Raw genomic sequence first — 18,684 nt, 5'->3', positions numbered from 1 at the left:
TCGTGTTGAGACTGTGCCCGCCCGGGGGACGCCCCCCCGGACCCCCGGCCGGTTCCGTGGTGACCGCTCATCGCCCGGCCTCCTGCGTCGTGTTGAGGATGCTCACGCCCCGGAAGAGGGCGGAGGGGCACCCGTGCGAGACGGCCGCGACCTGGCCCGGCTGGGCCTTGCCGCAGTTGAACGCGCCACCCAGGACGTACGTCTGCGGGCCGCCGACCTTCTCCATCGAGCCCCAGAAGTCCGTCGTCGTCGCCTGGTACGCGACATCGCGCAGCTGACCGGCCAGTCGGCCGTTCTCGATGCGGAAGAACCGCTGCCCCGTGAACTGGAAGTTGTAGCGCTGCATGTCGATCGACCACGACCGGTCGCCGACCACGTAGATCCCGCGCTCCACCCCGCCGATCAGGTCCTCCGTGGACAGCCCGCCCGGATCCGGCCGCAACGACACGTTCGCCATGCGCTGCACGGGGACGTGGCCGGGCGAGTCCGCGTACGCGCAGCCGTTGGAGCGGCCCAGCCCCGTCAGCTTCGCCATCCGCCGGTCCAGCTGGTACCCGACCAGCGTGCCGTCCTCGATCAGGTCCCAGGACTGCGCCTCGACGCCCTCGTCGTCGTACCCGATGGTCGCCAGCCCGTGCTCGGCGGTCCGGTCACCGGTCACATTCATCACGGGGGAGCCGTACACCAGACTCCCCAGCTGGTCGAAGGTGGCGAACGAGGTGCCCGCGTACGCCGCCTCGTACCCCAGGGCCCGGTCCAGTTCGGTGGCGTGGCCGATCGACTCGTGGATGGTCAGCCACAGGTTCGACGGGTCGACGACCAGGTCGTACGTCCCCGCCTCGACGCTCGGCGCCCGCATCTTCTCCGCCAGCAGCCCGGGGATCCGCTCCAGCTCGTCGTCCCAGTCCCAGCCGGTCCCGGTCAGGTACTCCCAGCCGCGGCCCACCGGCGGGGCGAGCGTGCGCATCGAGTCGAACTCGCCGGTGGTCCCGTCGACGGCGACGGCGGTCAACTCCGGGTGCAGCCGCACCCGTTGCTGCGTGGTGACGGTGCCCGCCGTGTCCGCGTAGAACTTGTTCTCGTGGACGGTCGTCAGCGAGGCGTCCACGTGCGTGACGCCCTCCGCCCGCAGCAGCCGCCCGCTCCACTCGGCGAGCAGCCCCGCCTTCTCCTCGTCCGGTACGGAGAACGGGTCGATCTCGTACGACGAGACCCAGGTCCGCTCGCCGTGCACCGGCTCGTCGGCCAGCTCCACCCTCTCGTCGGACCCGGCCGCGGCGATCACCTTCGCCGACAGTTTCGCCATGGCGACGGCCTGGGCGGCCACCTTCGCCGCGGCGGCCATCGTGAGATCCACGCCCGAGGCGAACCCCCACGCCCCGCCGTGCACCACCCGTACCGCGTACCCGAGGTCGGTGGTGTCCGAGCTCCCGGCGGGCCGGGCGTCCCGCAGCCGCCAGGACGCGCTGCGCACCCGCTCGAAACGGAAGTCCGCGTGCGCGGCCCCGAGCGCCCGGGCCCGGGCGAGCGCCGCGTCGGCCAGGGAGCGCAGGGGCAGCGCCGTGAACGATGGATCGATCTCATGAGCCATGTGCGGCCTCCCCTTATAGGCATGGCGCGGTCCGGGTGAGTGAATCATGTTGCCAACGTGTTGGCGTGGCTTTTCGACGGTGGCGGGAACCAGATCACGGCGGTCGGAACCGTGGGGCAGAAGAACCAGCGGCAAGGACCGGTCGCCGGTTAGGCTCGACGGGTGATCACACTGTACGAGCAGCGGTGACCTTCTTACTCTCGGAAGGCGGTACCAACTCATGAGCAGCGCAGACGGGGCGTCTCAGGCGCCAGACCCCCGACTCGTACGCCTGGCCGGGAAGTCTCGCAACTTCGGGTTCCTGCTGCCGCACCTTCCGCTGCTCGTCGCCTACGGAACCGCCGCCGAGAGCCATGTCTTCACCGACCCGAACACCTCCCTGATCAAGTGCCGCCAGTTCGCGGAGGCTATGGCGGCCGACCTGATCAGCCGGGCCCGGGTCCGTGTGGAGGGAACCACCCAGTTCGACCGGCTGCGAGCCCTGGACCGGGAGGGCTACCTCCACGGCGACGTGGGCTCCGCCTTCCACGAGGTGCGTACCCTCGGTAACGAGGCGAACCACTCGGGGCTCGACAGCGCCGACGATGCCTTCCGCGCCCTGCGTACCTGCTTCCGTCTCGGAGCCTGGTACCACCGGCTGCTCACCGGCTCGCGCGAGCAGCTGCCGTTCGTGCCGCCCAGCCCCGACCACACCCCGGCCACCGAGAACGAGCGCCTGCTCCAGGACGTCGCCCGGGCCCGCAGGGAGCTGGAGGAGGCCCGCCTCAGCTACCACGACCAGGCATCCCAGGCCCAGGCAGAGCAGGCCGCCCGCAGTGCCGTCGAGCGCGAGCTGGCCCAGGCCCAGGCCGAGCGCGAGGAACTGGCCCGCGCGGTTGCGGCCATGCAGCACCAGGTAGAGGAGTTCCAGGCCGCCGCCGAGGCCGCACAGCTCAGCCGCCGACACGCAGGCGCCACCGACACCGCCGCCGCATCGGCCGCCGTCGCCGAGCGCGCGCGTCTCCTCGACAACGCCGAGCAGGCATCCCGCGAACCCCTCACCGAAGTGCAGGTCCGCAAGCGGCTCGACGCCATGCTCACGGCGGCGGGCTGGGACGTCCAGGACGGTCGCGCCGACCTCAACCTCCACGTCCAGGGCGACTGGCGGGGCAACGGCGTGGCTGTCCGCGAGGTCACCACCGCCCGGGGCCGCGCCGACTATGCCCTCTACGTCGACCGCAAGCTCGTCGGCGTCATCGAGGCCAAGCGCGAGGGCGCCGACCTGTCCGCCGCGGAGGCCCAGGCCGACCGCTACGCCGACCATCCCACCGACGCCCAGCAGCGCCTCACCGCCTGGCGCACCCCGCTCCCGTTCCGCTACGTCAGCGACGGCGGCGAGACCCGCTTCCGGTCCGTCCTCGACCCGCACTCCCGCACCCGCCGCATCTTCTCCTTCCACCAGCCGCGCACACTGGCCCGCTGGGTCCGCCAGGCCGAGGAGGACGAGCAGGCCCCCAGCTACCGGGCCAGACTGCGACGGCGCATGCCCGAACTCGACGAACGCCCCCTGAGGCCGGCGCAGATCGCGGCGGTACGCGGCGTGGAGAACTCGCTGGCCTTCGGCAAGGGCCAGCAGGGGATGGGACAGTCCCGTGCCCTCGTGCAGATGGCCACCGGCGCCGGCAAGACGTTCACGGCCGTCACGTTCTCGTACCGGATCCTCAAGCACGCCCGCGCCGAGCGCGTGCTATTCCTTGTCGACCGCAACAACCTCGGTGTACAGGCCTTCGCGGAGTTCGAGAACTTCAGGACCCCGGACACCGACCGCAAGTTCGCCGACCTCTACAACGTCCAGCGCCTCGGCGCGGAGGGCATGTTCGCCTCCTCCAAGGTCGTCATCTCCACCGTCCAGCGCCTCTATATGGAACTCACCGGTGCGACCCTGCCGGGGACCGAACGAGGGGAGGGGGAGACCGGCTACGACGTCGAGGTGCCGGGCGGCATCGAGGTCGGCTACAACGCGAACATCCCCCCGGAAGCCTTCGACCTGATCGTCGTCGACGAGTGCCACCGCTCCATCTACGGCAAGTGGCGCTCCGTCCTCGAGTACTTCGACGCCCCCATCGTCGGCCTCACCGCCACCCCCGTCGCCCAGACCTTCGGTTACTTCAACGCCAACCTGGTCAGCGAGTACTCGTACCCGGAGGCCGTGGCCGATCGCGTCAACGTCGACTTCTCCGTGTACGAGATCGAGACACGGATAACCGCCGAGGGCGGAGTCATCGCGCAGGGCACCATCCCGGTCCGTGACCGCCGCACGCGCCGCCAGCGCTACGAGGACATCGACGAGGACATCGAGTACGGCGCGCGCCAGGTAGGTGTCGGAGTCATCAGCAAGGACCAGTTGCGTACGGTCGTCCAGACCTTTCGCGACCGGCTGTTCACGGAGATCTTCCCCGAGCGGGCCAGACGTCATCCGGACACGGGTGCTCTGCTGTGGGACGAGATGTATGTGCCCAAGACGCTGGTCTTCGCCAAGAACGACAACCACGCCGAGGAGATCGTCGAGGTCATCCGGGACGTCTTCGGCAAGGGCAACGACTTCTGCGCGAAGATCACCAGCGCGGCCCGCAACGCCGCTGAGCGCCTCGTGGCCTTCCGTAACCTTCCCGACCTGCGCATCGCGGTCACGGTCGACATGATCGCCACCGGGACGGACGTCAAGCCCCTCGAGTGTCTGCTGTTCCTCAGGGACGTCAAGAGCTGGGCGTACTTCGAGCAGATGAAGGGCCGTGGCGCCCGCACGCTCTCCCTCACGGATTTTGAGAAGGTCACCCCCGGTGTCGGGCCCAAAACTCGCTTCGTGATCGTCGACGCGGTCGGCGTGACAAAGAAGCCGAAAGTCGACGCGGCGCCGCTGGAACGACACACCGACAAACAGATCAGTCTGGAAAAGCTGCTTCGTAAAACTGCCGCGAACACCATCGAGGAGGAAGAGGTCTCCACCCTCGCGGCCCGACTCGCCAAACTCGATATTCAAATGACGGACGAGGAGCGAGCCGAGATCCAGCGCCTGAGCGGCGGAATGGAACTGGCGAAGATCGTTCACGAGATGGTCGACGCCGTTTCGGCGGACCGGCAGCTCGAAGTTCGGGAGGCCGCCGAGCGCGCGGGCCGCGATCCCGCGCGCGCGGTACGTGACCTCATCGAGCGTGCTGTGCAGCCGCTCGCCGCCCAGCCACCGCTGCGCGCCCGACTGCTGGAGATGCGGCGCGCGAAGGACATCCTCTACGACGAGAACGGCGTGGACGAACTGCTCCGTGCGGGCGCGGTCGCCGATGACGAGGACACGGCGGCGCGGACGGTCCGTGACTGGCGCCAGTACATCGCTGACAACCGAGACGAGATCGCGGCCATGTCCATCGCGTTCAGCGCCGGCTCCGACGTGCCGCCGAGCGTCGCCATGAACAGGCTCAACGACGTGGCCCGCAGCATCGCCCGCCCACCGCGCGCCTGGACCCCGGACAAGCTCTGGCAGGCGTACGAGAAGCTGGGCGAGGCGGCGACCGACGGGGCTCGCCGCACACACACGGCCCCTGACCTTCTGGCCCTGCTCCGCTACGAACTCGCGGGCGGCGCCGAGCGGGGCGCACCGGCTCCGCGCCCGCATGAGGAGGTCGTGCGTGGGCGCTATCAGACATGGATCGTCAGCCAGGAGCAGATGGGCACCCGGTTCACGGAACGGCAACGCTGGTGGCTCGACCGCATCGCCGAGGCGACCGCCAAACGTGTACGCTTCGACACCGCTGACCTCGATTACGCCCCTTTCACCTCGCACAACGGCACGGACGGTTTCATCGCCGAATTCGGGGGGACGCGGGCGGAACAAATCATCACTGAACTGGACAGGGAGCTGAGCGCGTGACAACCGACTCGGGTACGGGGCCGGAGCCGGGGGGTTCGGATTTCGAGGGGGATGTCACGGAGGGGCTTCCTGCGGGGTGGGTGCGGGCGACGATTGGCGAGTTGTGCGATGTGAATCCCCGGGGCTTCGACGAGGAGCCCGGTGACGACGAACTGATTTCCCAGGTGCCTATGGCTGCTGTTGAGGCGGCGACGGGGCGCATAGACGCATCGACGCAGGTGCGGTACGGCGACGTCAAGAATAGGTCGCTGACCAGGTTCCAGGAAAACGACGTACTTTTCGCGAAAATTACGCCCTGCATGGAGAATGGGAAGATCGCGAAGGCGCAAGGGCTGACCGGCGGACGGGCAATGGGAAGCACTGAGTTCCATGTGTTGCGGAGCCGTGGAGCTGTTCTCCCCGAATACTTGATGCATTTTCTGCTGCAACGGCACGTCCGCCGGACGGCGGAGCGACACATGACCGGTGCCGTGGGCCAGCGACGTGTACCGCGCCCCTACCTGGCCGAGTTGGAGATCCCGGTACCGCCTCTCACTGAACAGCACCGCATCGTCGCCAAGTTGGAGGATCAGCTGGTGCATGTTGGGACGGGGGAGGCGGCTTTGTGCCTGGCTGCCAAGAAGTTTGAAGATCTTATCCAGGCTGTGCGTTCTCGGGGTGTCTGGCAAGCAGATGGGGATTCGCTACCCGAAGGGTGGAGGTGGGGTGTTGTAGGGGACGTCCTCGAAAGAATCGAGGCTGGGAAATCTTTCACTTGCCTTCCGAGGTCAGCTCGTTATGATGAGTGGGGTGTCATCAAGGTCAGCGCCATGACTTGGGGTGAATTCAGGGCGGACGAAAACAAGGCATTGCCTCTCGAGCGTGAACCGAATCCTGACTATGAGATCCATAGTGGCGATATTCTCATGAGTCGCGCGAATACCGTTGACTACGTTGGTGCCCCAGTCTTGGTCGGCGCTACTCGTGCCAAGCTGATGCTCAGTGACAAGAGTCTGCGATTGGTGCCAAAAGCCGGGATTGACAGGAATTGGCTCATCGAAGTTCTCTCGTCGCGACCAGTGCGTTCCCAGTATTCTGCGGCAGCGACAGGAACCAGCGACTCGATGCGGAACATCTCGCAGGCAACTGTTCGCTCTGCTCGAATTCCTATTCCTCTTAAAGGTGCGGAGCAGAAAGGCGTGGCGACTGCCATTGCGGATACCATGAGTCGGGTGAGCCCGCTGAAAGGGCAGTTGGATAAACAGACTCGTGAAGCTGCACGGCTTCGTAACGCGCTCCTCCACGCCGCCTTCACCGGCACCCTGGTCCCCCAGGACCCCGACGACGAGCCCGCCCCCGTCCTCCTCGACCGGATCCGCGCCAAGCGGGCCGTCTGCGCCAAGCCAGCCAGGCGTAAGCGCGTGCCCCGTACGACACCCCCGGCCGCTCCCCAGACCTCCGGCCGGCCGGTTCCCTCTGGCACCCAGGAAGCACTTCCCCTGTGAGCACGATCATGAGCAGCAGCACCGAGAAGCCGATCCCCGAGAGCCCCGCCGACGCGGTGGCCTCGCCGTCGGCGGCCGGTGCGGGCACCGCCCCCCAGGCGACCGAAGCTAAAGTCAAGGCCACTCCCGCCACCCCGGTCTCGACCTCCACCCTCGTCAACCGCCTCTGGTCGTACTGCGAACTACTCCGCCACTCTGGCGTCTCCACCCTCGACTACGTCGAGCAGCTCACGTACCTCCTCTTCCTGAAGATGGCCGACGAGCGCGCCAACCGTCCGGCCATCTTCCGGCGCAACGTCCCCGAGAAGCCTCTCGTACCCGAGGGCCGGGACTGGAAGAGCCTGATGACCCGGTCCGCCGAAGCGCTGCTCGACCACTACGAGTTCATCCTCAAGGACCTCGGTCAGCGTGGCGGCACCATGCTCGGCGAGGTCTTTACCAAGGCGCAGAACAAGATCCAGGAACCGGCGGTCCTCGAACGTCTGATCAAGGATCTGATCAATCCCTACACCTGGACCACCGAGAACCAGGACCTCAAGGGCGATGCCTACGAAGGTCTTCTCCAGCGCGGTGCAGAGGACCGCAAGACCGGCGCGGGTCAGTACTTCACGCCCCGCCCACTCATCGACGCCATGGTCGACTGCGTGCGGCCGAAGCCCGGCGAGACCATCACCGACCCGGCCTGCGGCACCGGCGGCTTTCTCATCGCGGCACACGCCCACCTTGTCCAGAACTACGAGAACGAGCTCTACGGCGACCAGGGCCGGGCCCTCCAGACCGGCGCGATCACCGGTTACGAACTCGTCCGCGAGACCGGCCGGCTCGCCCTGATGAACATGCTGCTGCACGGCATCGGAAGCTCCGAGGCCAAGCCGCTCATCACCATCCAGGATTCCCTGGCCCGCCCCCCGAAGCGGCACTACGACATCGTGCTCGCCAACCCGCCCTTCGGCGTCGGCTCGGTGACCGGTGAGTCGTACACCGCCCGCACCGACTTCTGGGCGCAGACGACCAACAAGCAGCTCAACTTCGTCCAGCACATCTACAACCTGCTGAAGACCAACGGCCGAGCCGCCCTTGTCCTCCCCGACAACGTCCTCTTCGAGGGTGGTGCTGGCGAGAGCATCCGCAGAAACCTGCTCAACCTCTGCGACGTCCACACCCTCCTGCGCCTGCCCACCGGCATCTTCTACGCCAACGGCGTCAAGGCCAACGTCCTGTTCTTCGACAAGACGGGCCAGCGCACCGGAGGCCGCCCCGGCACCCGCAAGCTCTGGGTCTACGACTTCCGTACGGATCAGCGCTTCACGCTCAAGCAGCGCCAGCTGGGCCGGCAGCATCTCGACGACTTCGTCGCCGCCTACCACTCCGGCGGCAGGCACTTCACCCAGCGCACCCCGAGCGACCGGTTCCGCCCGTACGACTACGACGAGCTGATCGGCCGGGACAAGGTCAACCTGGATCTTGCGGTGCTCAAGTCCGACACCGCCGCGAGCACGAGGTACGAGTCACCGGACGTGATCGCGCAGGAGATCGTCGACGAACTCGAAGTGGCACTGGCTGAGTTCACGGCCGTGGTCCGGACCCTGAAGAAGGACGCACCGCCGTCGGCCGACGAAAAGTAGACAAGGACGACGGGCCGGTGGTTCTCCGAGAACCACCGGCCCGTCGCCGCATCCTCCTCTACGAGCTCACAGCTCGCCCGCCACGACACCGGCCCGGAACGCGGCCCACTCCGACGCGGTGAAGCGCAGCGGTTCCCGATCCGGGTTCTTCGAGTCCCGTACGGCCCGTGCGCCGTGCGGCAGTTCGGCGACCTCGACGCAGTCGTTCTCGCCTGCGCTCGCGGATGCCTTGCGCCACTTCGCGGCAGAGAGATCCTCTGCGTACAGCTCGGCCTTTGACTCCTTCACCTGCGGCTTTCCTCTTCCATCCGTGTGATGAGGGCCATCGAGTCATCCACCGGGAGTGCTGCCGCGACGATGCGCTCGAAGGCGTCGGCGAAGACCTGCACTTCGTCGACGCCCTCAACGTAAGTCGCGCCGATGAGGTTTTCCAAGAGAACGACGTCCGGCATCGGCCCGGGAAAGCCGACCAGGTTGAAGCCGCCGGCACCGCCGGGGTGCGGAGTCGCGGCCAGGGGCATGATCTGCAGGGTGACATTGGGCAGTTCAGCGACGTCCAAAAGGCGTCGTAGCTGATCACGCATGGTGTCGGGCCGTACCGCGAAGCGTTGATGCAGGACCGCTTCGTGGAGAACCGCCCAGAACTTCAATGGGCCGTCGGGGCGGGTGAGCACAGCCTGTCGAGCCATGCGTACCTCTGACAGTGCGGTGACCTCTTCCGGTGTGCGCGTGGTGGCATTGGCGCTCACCGTCTCGCGTGCGTATCCGGCGGTCTGGAGCAGCCCAGGAACCAGTAGGGGGCTCCAGATGCGCAAGCTCTCCGCGTCCGATTCCAGGGAGATGTAGTCCGCGTACGCGGGAGCCACCACCCCGCTGTACGTCTGCCACCAGCCTTGCTTTCGGGCGTCCTTGGCGAGTCCTTCCAGCGCGCTCACGACGTCGGGTTCGGTCACGCCGTAGACCTTGAGTAGCGGGGCGACCTCGGTTGGGCGGATGTGGCCGTTGGCGGTCTCGATCCGCGACAACTTCGGCCCCAGCCAGCCAAGCTCGGCGGATGCCGTATCAAGACTCATGCCGGTCGCGTTGCGGTACCGGCGCAGTGCCTCGCCAAGTCGTCGACGTCGAACGGTAGGTACAGGGCGCACGTTTGGCATGAGCCGAGCCTTCCACCGAAAAACAGCGACCGTCCAGGGGAATGGAAGTTCGATCCATCATTTCGGGTGACAAACTTGCAAGTGATCACGGAGGGCGGGCACTCTCAAGCCAGCGCAGAGCGAGCAGAGTTCACCCTCGACGTAGGAGCCTCTATGCCCCACTCCCTCGGCTGGTACCACACCTCCACCCCCACCGGGTTCGTCCTCCATCTCTCCGCCACGCCCGACCATCTCCGCGCCACCCGCGCCCTGATCGGCAAGACGCTCGCCGACTCCGGGGTGGCTGAAGGGCAGGCACACGCCGTGCAGTTGGTGATGTCCGAGCTGTTCGGGAACGCGGTCCGCGCCTGTGGTGACTTCGTGCCGCTCGTCGCCGAGGTGGCCGTGGAGCCGCCGCAAGGGTGCGGTGGCGGAGCGGAGCGAGGTGTCCGGGTCAGGCTGCACGACCCCTACCAGGCGGCGATGCCCGTGCTCGGCGGTGTACGGCTGGACGATCCCGAGGCGGAGTCGGGGCGGGGGCTGCCCCTGATCGACCTGCTCGCGCCCGGGTGGCGGGTCGCGGGCACGCCGGTGGGGAAGCAGGTGCGCTGCCGGATTCCCGCCGAGAGGGAGTCCGGGCTCTGACGGGTGACGCTGTCCCGGCTTGGCGATCGCCGATGTGCCCACCTGCGGTCACCATGGCACGCGACATGCTCAAGGTGGCGGCTCTGCATGGTCACAAGTACGCCATCGGCGCCGCTCTGGCGGCTCTCGCAGGACAGGAAGCCGAGCGGGAGCTGAGGCGACCGTGTTCACGCCCGGCACCGACGACATGACTCAACTCCTCGTGGGACACCCCGTGCGGGTCGAGAAGATCTGACACATCGCCGCCCGTGCCGGGCGGCGTTGCCCGTGCTCGGCGGCGTACGACTGGACAATCCTGTGACCTATCTCGTCGTACCAGCGTGAACTTGTGCCTACGATGGAAGGGAGTTGATCGCCTGCGACCCGATCGGCCGGTCTGATGTGCTCTCGGAGCCTTCGTCTCCGAGGTCGGCGCCTGCCCAGGCAGGGGGGACGGCCCGCCGGCGTATCCGCTCGGACCGGGACGTACGAGAACGGGTGGGGTATGGCAGCGGAGCGCGACGGTGTCGGGACGAGAGGGCCGGAGAAGCACTGGACGGCGAAGGAGATCTTCGAGCGCTGGCAGCGCTTCTTCGAGCAGAAGACCAGCGCCAAGGCACTGACCCGGCTGGAGTTCACCGAGCACATCGCGTATCTGCTCTTCCTCAAGCTCGACCACGAACGCGCCCAGCGGTCAGGGATGTTCGCGAGTCAGTCGATCGCCCCGGCGGACAGCTGGCCGCACCTCGTACTCGCCAGCGGTGAGGATCTGCACGGTGCCCTCACCCGGCTGATGGCGGACCTCGGCAGGCCGAACCCGCAGGACCCCCGTCGCGCCATCGCCAGTGTCCTCTTCCAGGACTCCCGCCCCTGGCCCGTGGACAGGATGGCGGAACTCGGACGGCTGATCATCGAGGACTTCGACCCGTACCGCTGGTCGGACGTGAACCGGGACGAACTCGGCGCGGCCTTTTCCCTGATGATCGCCGACTGCCGCGACGACATCCGGGCCAAGCGGGAGACGGGCCAGTTCCTCACCCCGCCGTACCTGCTGAAGGTCATAGCCAAGGCGCTCGCCCTCACCCCGCACGACCGGGTGATCGATGCCGCCGTCGGGGCCGGCACCAGCCTCATAGCCGCGCACCGCGAAATGGCCGCGCACGGAGACCGCGTCGACGCCTCCGCCATCGCCGGTGCCGACATCGACGTAGAGATGTGCCGCCTGGCGACGATGAACGTGCTCCTCAACACCGGGCGCCAGTTCCATGACGTCCCGCCGATTCTGCGGGCCGACTCGCTCAAGGTGAAGGAGCGGCTGGTGCGTCGGCACGAGCGGGACGTGGCCGCCACCGTCGCCATCTGCAATCCGCCGTTCAAGAGCGTCGAGACGAATACCGAGCAGCGGGACGACTTCTGGGCGCAGAACGCCACGCTTCCGGCCAACTTCCTCCAGCACCTGGCCATCACCCTGCCCCGGGGCGCCAGAGCGGCCGTCTTCGTCCCCGACGGTGTGCTGTTCCACCGCGGTGCGGCGGCCACCATCCGCAGGGAGCTGCTGAAGAACTGCACCGTACACACGCTGCTGCGCCTGCCGACGGGCATGTTCCACGACACCGGTTCCAAGTCGAACGTGCTTTTCTTCACCAAGGCGGTGCGGCATCCGACCGGCGAGCCGAACACCGATGAGCTGTGGGTGTACGACGCCCGCGACCTCCACCACACGGACACCGAGAACCCGCTCACCGAGGACGACTTCGCGGAGTTCCTGGAGGCGTACCGGCCCGGGGAGGAAGGATTCTCCGGCCGTACCGAATCGCCCCGCTTCAAGCGCTACGACCGTGACGCCGTGCGGAAGATACTGGACAGTCCCGGTGCCAGCCTCGACCTGAGGGCCGATCTCGCCGACGCACCGGACGACTTCGGTGATCCGCGCGACATCGCCCGCTCGATCGTGGACCACCTCGGCGACGCGCAGCGGAGCTTCGAACTGGTCCTGGACTCCCTCGGCTGAGACCCGCCGTACCCTCCCCCCTTCACCGCTCGCAGCCGGCCGGACAGGAAGACCGTGAACGCCACACCTCAGCAGCCCGACGCCCCTACCCAGGTCCGTCAGACCGAGCGTGCCTTCGACGAGACGTACGCCGGCCTCATCGACATGAGTGACTTCGGCAATCGTCCGCCGGAGCAGACCAAGCCCGCCTTCCGCTCCCGCGCCCTGGCGGCGCACGCCGTGCGGGTCATGACGGGATGGACCCCCGAGCAGGCGGCCGACTGCGTCATCGACGGCGGCCAGGACCAGGGGATCGACGCCATCGCCATCGACGAGGCAGCCGCACACATCTATCTCGTGCAGGCCAAGTGGAGCCCGAACGGGAAGGCCAGGCCGGACGAGACCGCGGTCCAGAAGCTCTTCGCGGGACTGACCCTCATCGACTCCGGAGAGGCCGCCCAGTTCAACCCGCGCGGCCAGATCCTCGCCAAGCGGGCACACGAGCTGATCGGCGAGAAGGCGACCCGGATCACACAGGTGATCGTCCTCATGGGAACCGAACAGCCCGCACCGGGCGTACGACAGGCCATCAAGAACGGTGAGAAGGAGTTCAACTCCCACGGCGACTACGTCGACCACCGGTTCCTGCACGCTCCGGAGATACACGCGCTGGTCCGCGAAGATCAGCGAAGCGAACCCGTCACCCTGGAAGTGACGCTGCGCCCCTGGTTCAGCGTGCCCTCACCCTACCTCTCCTACGAGGGGATCGTGCAGGCGGAGGAGATCGCGAGCTGGGCCAAGCACGGCAATGAGCTGTTCGCTCGCAACATCCGCAACCCGCTGGGACTGACCCCCATCAACAAGGAACTGGTGGACACCCTCACCGACGAGCCGTCCCACTTCTGGTACTTCAACAACGGCGTCACGGTCCTGTGCGACTCCGTGGACGCGGTGCCCGTGTCGCAGAAGTTCCCGGAGCGTCACCCCGTCCGACTCACCGCCCACGGCGCCAGCGTGGTGAACGGCGCACAGACCGTACGCTCCGTCATCGACGCCGCCCAGCAGGCCGAGGAAGCCGAACTCGCCCAGGTCACCGTCCGCTTCATTGTCACCGGCGGCGACGCCGATTTCGCCAACCGCACCACCCAGGCCACCAACCGGCAGAACCACATCACCGAACGGGACCGGATCGCCCTCGACCCTGTCCAGGCGGAACTGATCGCCGAGTTCCGCGCCGAACTCGGCCTCGTCTACAGCGTGCGCCGCAGCGAACTCGAACCGCAGGACGACGAGGGTTGCTCCGTCGTGGAAGCCGCGTGTGCGCTCGCCTGCGCCCACACTGGCAGCCGGTTCGCGGCCCGGCTCGTCGCGTCCGGCTCTACGGACGTGCTGTGGGAGCGGGGCGGCAGCGGCATCTACGACCCCCTCTTCCGTTCAGTGCCCAGCGTGTACGAGACCTGGAACGCGGTGAACGTCCTGCGGGCGGTGCGTACGGCTCTGCGCACGGAACGCGAACAGTACGCGGGGCGCGCGGCTGCCGTCATCGACGACGGCACGTTCCTCATCACCCACCTGGTGTTCCGGCAGTTGCTCGCCCAGGACGCTGGCATGGGGGAGCCGGACCAGTCGCTGGCATGGGCCGGTGCGGCCGTGGCGCAGGTACCCGACCTCGTCAAGCATGTCGTTCCGGTGCTCGTGCAGGTTCTGGACGACGAGGTGGGCACCCGGACGAGTGTCCAGCGCGTGTGCGCCGACCCTGGGCAGGCCGCCGAGCTCGTGACTGCGGTCCTGGAGTCCCTCGAAGGGGGCGGGGCCGGAGACGCCGCCGCGAAGTATCTGCGACAGGAGAACAAGCCACGCAAGCGACGCAGGCCCAATGCCGTGCATGTGATCGTCGACAGCGGCGCTCTGGACGAAGGCGCCCCCCTTCACCTGGCGCTGTACCTCCAGCCGGAGAAGGACGCGCTGACCGAGTGGCTCGCCGCGAACCCGCGCCGGGCACTGGCGAAGTGGACCAACACCAACCGGGCGCGTCCGATTGTCTGGGCCGCCGACGGCCTCGCGTACTCGCCCAGCGGTCTCATCGCACGCATGTGGGAACTGGCCGAATGGGAAGGACGCCCCGTCTCCAACCAGGGCACCGCCCGCTGGGCCACCCAGGACGGAGAGACGCTCGCCGTCCTCGCGCGGCGGCTCCTCGACGGTATGGAGGAGGGGAAGGACGCCCAGTGACAGCAAGGGGCCGCCCCCGTGGCGCGCCTGCCGGCCGAGCATGAAGAGGACGACCGTTGATCTCATGGATACGTCCACACTGGTCACCTGGATGACCCAACGTAGTCACGGGGGCGCGTGAGACGCCTTCCTCTGGAGCGGGGCCATGGAGGCTTCCTTCTGTAGGGACCCGACAGCGGGGGCCGTACGGCGCTGTCAGGCCCCGATTCTCCGTACGGTCGCCCGGACCGATAGTTTGCAGAGGTACCAGACCGCTATCGAAAGGGTGATCCGTTGAGCCGCTCGGTTCTCGTCACCGGAGGAAACCGGGGCATCGGCCTCGCCATCGCCCGCGCTTTCGCCGCCAACGGCGACAAGGTCGCGATCACCTTCCGCTCCGGCGAGCCTCCCCAGGAACTCACCGAGGCGGGTTGCCTCGCGGTCCGTTGCGACATCACGGACGCCGAACAGGTGGAGCAGGCCTACAAGGAGATCGAGGAGAAGCACGGTCCCGTCGAGGTACTGGTCGCCAACGCCGGTATCACCAAGGACCAGTTGCTGATGCGGATGTCCGAGGACGACTTCACGTCCGTGCTCGACACCAACCTCACCGGCACGTTCCGGGTCGTCAAGCGCGCCAACCGCGGCATGCTGCGGGCCAAGAAGGGCCGCGTCGTCCTCATCTCCTCCGTCGTCGGGCTGCTCGGCTCGGCGGGGCAGGCGAACTACGCGGCCTCCAAGGCGGGTCTGGTCGGCTTCGCCCGGTCGCTGGCCCGTGAACTCGGCTCGCGGAACATCACCTTCAACGTCGTCGCACCCGGCTTCGTCGACACCGACATGACCCAGGTGCTCAGCGAGGAGCAGCGCAAGGGCATCGTGTCCCAGGTGCCGCTCGGCCGCTACGCGCAGCCCGAGGAGATCGCCGCCGCGGTGCGCTTCCTCGCCTCCGACGACGCTTCGTACATCACTGGAGCCGTCATCCCCGTTGACGGCGGATTGGGCATGGGTCACTGATCACCATGAGCGGAATTCTCGACGGCAAGCGCATCCTCGTCACTGGCGTGCTGATGGAGTCCTCCATCGCGTTCCACGCCGCCAAGGTGGCCCAGGAACAGGGCGCCGAAGTCATCCTGACCGCCTTCCCCCGGCCCACGCTGACCGAGCGCATCGCCAAGAAGCTGCCGAAGCCGGCCAAGGTCATCGAGCTGGACGTGACCAACACCGAGCACCTGGACCGGCTCGCGGGCCTGGTCCGTGACGAACTCGGTTCGCTCGACGGCGTCGTCCACTCCATCGGCTTCGCGCCGCAGGACGCGCTCGGCGGCAACTTCCTGAACACTCCGTTCGAGTCCGTCGCCACCGCGATGCACGTCTCGGCGTTCTCGCTGAAGTCGCTCGCCATGGCCTGCAAGCCGCTGATGAACGAGGGCGGCTCGATCGTCGGCCTCACCTTCGACGCGCAGTTCGCCTGGCCGCAGTACGACTGGATGGGCCCGGCCAAGGCCGCGCTGGAGGCCACCTCCCGCTACCTCGCCCGCGACCTGGGCAAGGACAACATCCGCTGCAACCTGGTCTCGGCCGGACCGCTCGGCTCCATGGCCGCGAAGTCCATCCCGGGCTTCTCCGACCTCGCCAAGGTGTGGGACACCCGCTCCCCGCTGACCTGGGACATGGCGGACGCGGAGCCGGCCGGCCGCGGCATCGTCGCGCTGCTCTCGGACTTCTTCCCGAAGACGACGGGCGAGATCATCCACGTCGACGGCGGCGTGCACATGATGGGCGCCTGACCCCGTACGGGCCCTGAAACGCGACGGCCGCGCACCACCTGCGAACAGGCGGTACGCGGCCGTCGCGCGTGCCGGGCCGGTCCCGGTCCGCTCGCGCCGGCCCGGGTCACCCACCACGCGCCGGCGGCCCCGGAACATCCGCTCAGGTGATCCGCCGCGGAGGGCGTCGGCCCGCACGGATGCCGCGGGTTCGCCGGGTTCCCTCAGACCCGGTCCACCAGGCAGCTCAGCGCGTGGCTCGCGGCCTCGGCCGCCGCCGTCTCGGCGTCCCCCGCCCGGATCGCCTCGACCAGACGGCCGTGGTCCATGTGGTTCTCCGGCCGCAGCTCCCGGCCGACATTGCTCCTGAGGCGGTCCCGCAGCAGACTGCCCAGATCGGCGTACAGGCCGGTCAGCACGTCGTTGTGCGAGGCCGCGACGACGGCCAGATGCAGCGTCGCGTCCGCCTCGACGAACGCCTCGGCGTCGCCGTCGGCCCAGGTCTCCTCGCGGCGCTCCATGAGCATGTCCAGCTGCTTCAGGTCCCGCTCGGTGCGCCGGGCGGCGGCCAGCCGGGCCGCGGACGACTCCAGGGTGGAACGCAGCTCGGCGATGTGCTGCGGATCGGCGTCGGCGAAACGGCGGTGCATCACCCCTGCCAGTTCGCTGGTGGCGACCACATAGGTGCCCGAGCCCTGCCGGATGTCGAGCAGGCCGTTGTGCGCGAGCGCGCGCACGGCCTCGCGGACCGTGTTGCGCGCCACCCTCAATTGCTCCACCAGTTCGGGCTCGGTGGGAATGCGCGAACCCACGGGCCACTCGCCCGAGGTGATCTGATTCCTCAACTGGGCAATCACCTGGTCGGCGAGTGCCGAACGCCGGGGGGACGTCAGCGCCATGGTGCTCCTTGCTCGGGTCGCTCGGTCGATCGGGGGGCCTGCGGGGCGTACGGGACACGTGTCGCGCGGGGCATCCCGGATGTTCCCGGCCGTTCCCCGCTGTTCTCAGAGCATTGGACAAGTAATCATCCCATGATTCTATGATGAGCTCATGCCCGACGAGCCCCAGCCGCAGAACCGAACCCGAACCCGGACCCTGAGCCCCGCCGACGCCCCGGACGTCCCGACCGGAACCCCGACCCCCCGCACCTCGCGGACCGCACCGGCCGCCAACCGGCTGCTTCCGCTGGTCGCCGTCGGGCTCGTCCTCACCGCGCTCAACCTCCGCCCCGCCATCACCAGCCTCGGCTCCCTCCTCGAAGAGGTGCGGGACGGCCTGCACATGAGCGGCAGCGTCGCCGGTGTCCTCACCTCGGTGCCGCCGCTCTGCTTCGCGGTCTTCGGCATCACGGCCCCGCGCCTGGCCCGTCGCTTCGGGCCTGCGGCCGTCGTCTGCGCCGGCATGGTCGCCATCACCGCCGGTCTGGCGATCCGGCCCCTGGTCGGCGGCACGGCCGGCTTCCTCGCCGCCAGCGCGCTCGCCCTCATGGGCATAGCCGTCAGCAACGTCCTGATGCCGGTGATCGTCAAGCGCTGGTTCCCGGACCGCGTCGGCTCCATGACCGGGCTCTACTCGATGGCGCTGGCCCTCGGCACCTCGCTGGCCGCCGCGGTGACCGTGCCCATGACCAGCGCGCTGGGCGGAAACTGGCGGACGGGCCTCGGAGTCTGGGCCGTTCTGGCCGCTGTCGCGGTCCTGCCCTGGATCCCGCTGCTGAGGGACCGCGGCGGCGCTGCGGGACGGTCCGCCGTCCAGCACCGGGACACCCCGGAACTCAGGATCACCCGCAGCCGCACCGCCTGGGCCCTCGCCTGCTTCTTCGGCCTCCAGGCAACGGCCGCGTACATCACCATGGGATGGATGCCGCAGATCTTCCGCGACGCGGGGGTCTCGGCCGGCACCGCCGGAGTGCTGCTCGCCCTCACCATGGCGCTCGGCGTGCCGCTGGCCTTCGTCATCCCCAGGGTCGCCTCCCGGATGAGGAACCAGGGCCCCATCGTCCTCTTCCTCGGCAGTTGCGGCCTCGCCGGATACGCGGGCCTCCACCTCGCACCGGCCGGCGGGGCCTGGGTCTGGGCGCTGCTCCTCGGCATCTCGAACTGCGCCTTCCCGCTCGCCCTGACCATGATCGGGATGCGGTCGCGCAGCGGGGCCGGAGTGGTCCGTCTCTCCGCGTTCGCGCAGTCCGTCGGCTATCTCATCTCGATCCCCGGCCCGTTGCTCATCGGCGTCCTGTACCAGCACAGCGGCGGCTGGGGACTGCCGCTCGCGCTGATGGCGGGCCTGATGGTGCCGCAGATGGCGGCCGGGTTCCTGGCCGGGCGGGACCGGACGATAGAGGACGAGTGCTGAGGTG

The 18,684-nt window shown here is 68.2% G+C and carries 13 protein-coding genes; 9 read left to right on the top strand and 4 right to left on the bottom strand.

The features are described 5' to 3' along the window. Window positions 1-67 precede the first annotated feature (67 nt). On the bottom strand, window positions 68-1,591 hold the full coding sequence (locus tag AMK22_RS24655; protein WP_073788385.1) for a TldD/PmbA family protein: 1,524 nt from the start codon (window positions 1,589-1,591) through the stop codon (window positions 68-70). A gap of 220 nt (window positions 1,592-1,811) precedes the next feature. Here AMK22_RS24655 and AMK22_RS24650 point away from each other — a divergent pair, with 220 nt between their 5' ends. From AMK22_RS24650 to AMK22_RS24640, 3 genes are read left to right on the top strand one after another with little or no spacing between them, the layout of a single operon-like run. Then, window positions 1,812-5,495, top strand: coding sequence for a DEAD/DEAH box helicase family protein (locus tag AMK22_RS24650; protein ID WP_107430630.1), 3,684 nt, complete (start codon window positions 1,812-1,814; stop codon window positions 5,493-5,495). Beyond that, complete coding sequence (locus AMK22_RS24645) at window positions 5,492-6,979, top strand: restriction endonuclease subunit S (RefSeq protein ID WP_073788383.1); 1,488 nt, start codon at window positions 5,492-5,494, stop codon at window positions 6,977-6,979. The genes AMK22_RS24650 and AMK22_RS24645 overlap by 4 nt, the downstream gene beginning before the upstream one ends. A gap of 8 nt (window positions 6,980-6,987) precedes the next feature. Next, window positions 6,988-8,604 carry a class I SAM-dependent DNA methyltransferase gene (locus tag AMK22_RS24640; RefSeq protein WP_079186390.1) on the top strand — a complete coding sequence of 539 codons (1,617 nt, stop codon included), beginning with the start codon at window positions 6,988-6,990 and terminating at the stop codon, window positions 8,602-8,604. Between the two features lie 66 nt (window positions 8,605-8,670). Here AMK22_RS24640 and AMK22_RS24635 read toward each other — a convergent pair whose 3' ends face one another. Together AMK22_RS24635 and AMK22_RS24630 are read right to left on the bottom strand one after the other, a co-directional pair. Beyond that, the gene (locus AMK22_RS24635) at window positions 8,671-8,892 is read right to left on the bottom strand and encodes a DUF397 domain-containing protein (protein WP_073788380.1); all 222 of its coding nucleotides are present in this window, start codon (window positions 8,890-8,892) and stop codon (window positions 8,671-8,673) included. Next, on the bottom strand, window positions 8,889-9,758 hold the full coding sequence (locus tag AMK22_RS24630; RefSeq protein ID WP_073788378.1) for a helix-turn-helix domain-containing protein: 870 nt from the start codon (window positions 9,756-9,758) through the stop codon (window positions 8,889-8,891). Before AMK22_RS24630 ends, AMK22_RS24635 begins: the two co-directional genes overlap by 4 nt. Window positions 9,759-9,911: 153 nt before the next feature. Here AMK22_RS24630 and AMK22_RS24625 point away from each other — a divergent pair, with 153 nt between their 5' ends. The 5 genes from AMK22_RS24625 (at window position 9,912) to fabI (ending at window position 16,349) form a co-directional block, all read left to right on the top strand. Next, window positions 9,912-10,382: an ATP-binding protein gene (locus tag AMK22_RS24625; protein ID WP_073788376.1), complete on the top strand. Its 471-nt coding sequence runs from the start codon at window positions 9,912-9,914 to the stop codon at window positions 10,380-10,382. 484 nt (window positions 10,383-10,866) lie between these two features. Then, on the top strand, window positions 10,867-12,372 hold the full coding sequence (locus AMK22_RS24615; protein ID WP_073788374.1) for an HsdM family class I SAM-dependent methyltransferase: 1,506 nt from the start codon (window positions 10,867-10,869) through the stop codon (window positions 12,370-12,372). A gap of 54 nt (window positions 12,373-12,426) precedes the next feature. Continuing rightward, window positions 12,427-14,583 carry an AIPR family protein gene (locus tag AMK22_RS24610; protein ID WP_073788372.1) on the top strand — a complete coding sequence of 719 codons (2,157 nt, stop codon included), beginning with the start codon at window positions 12,427-12,429 and terminating at the stop codon, window positions 14,581-14,583. A 273-nt stretch (window positions 14,584-14,856) separates the two neighbouring features. Next, window positions 14,857-15,576 (top strand): 3-oxoacyl-[acyl-carrier-protein] reductase, encoded by a 720-nt coding sequence (gene fabG / locus AMK22_RS24605; RefSeq protein ID WP_073788370.1) that lies wholly within the window; start codon window positions 14,857-14,859, stop codon window positions 15,574-15,576. 5 nt (window positions 15,577-15,581) lie between these two features. Then, window positions 15,582-16,349 (top strand): enoyl-ACP reductase FabI, encoded by a 768-nt coding sequence (gene fabI / locus AMK22_RS24600; RefSeq protein ID WP_073788368.1) that lies wholly within the window; start codon window positions 15,582-15,584, stop codon window positions 16,347-16,349. A 203-nt stretch (window positions 16,350-16,552) separates the two neighbouring features. On the opposite strand, the gene AMK22_RS24595 is transcribed toward fabI, so the two are convergent. Next, a complete protein-coding gene (locus AMK22_RS24595) occupies window positions 16,553-17,227 on the bottom strand; it encodes a FadR/GntR family transcriptional regulator (protein WP_073788367.1) in 675 nt (224 codons plus the stop codon). Window positions 17,228-17,378: 151 nt separating this feature from the next. Here AMK22_RS24595 and AMK22_RS24590 point away from each other — a divergent pair, with 151 nt between their 5' ends. Further along, window positions 17,379-18,680, top strand: coding sequence for a CynX/NimT family MFS transporter (locus AMK22_RS24590; protein ID WP_073788365.1), 1,302 nt, complete (start codon window positions 17,379-17,381; stop codon window positions 18,678-18,680). Window positions 18,681-18,684: the final 4 nt, after the last annotated feature.

It is taken from the genome of Streptomyces sp. CB01580, from assembly GCF_001905795.1.
GTDB lineage: Bacteria > Actinomycetota > Actinomycetes > Streptomycetales > Streptomycetaceae > Streptomyces.
This window is presented reverse-complemented; position numbering and strand designations above follow the sequence as displayed.

Excerpts from the sequence above, each read along its gene's own strand:
- AMK22_RS24590 (WP_073788365.1), top strand. The coding sequence starts at position 17,379 with ATGCCCGACGAGCCCCAGCCGCAGAACCGAACCCGAACCCGGACCCTG.
- AMK22_RS24640 (WP_079186390.1), top strand. The coding sequence starts at position 6,988 with ATGAGCAGCAGCACCGAGAAGCCGATCCCCGAGAGCCCCGCCGACGCG.
- fabI (WP_073788368.1), top strand. The coding sequence starts at position 15,582 with ATGAGCGGAATTCTCGACGGCAAGCGCATCCTCGTCACTGGCGTGCTG.
- AMK22_RS24615 (WP_073788374.1), top strand. The coding sequence starts at position 10,867 with ATGGCAGCGGAGCGCGACGGTGTCGGGACGAGAGGGCCGGAGAAGCAC.
- AMK22_RS24630 (WP_073788378.1), bottom strand. The coding sequence starts at position 9,758 with ATGCCAAACGTGCGCCCTGTACCTACCGTTCGACGTCGACGACTTGGC.
- AMK22_RS24650 (WP_107430630.1), top strand. The coding sequence starts at position 1,812 with ATGAGCAGCGCAGACGGGGCGTCTCAGGCGCCAGACCCCCGACTCGTA.
- AMK22_RS24655 (WP_073788385.1), bottom strand. The coding sequence starts at position 1,591 with ATGGCTCATGAGATCGATCCATCGTTCACGGCGCTGCCCCTGCGCTCC.
- AMK22_RS24595 (WP_073788367.1), bottom strand. The coding sequence starts at position 17,227 with ATGGCGCTGACGTCCCCCCGGCGTTCGGCACTCGCCGACCAGGTGATT.
- AMK22_RS24625 (WP_073788376.1), top strand. The coding sequence starts at position 9,912 with ATGCCCCACTCCCTCGGCTGGTACCACACCTCCACCCCCACCGGGTTC.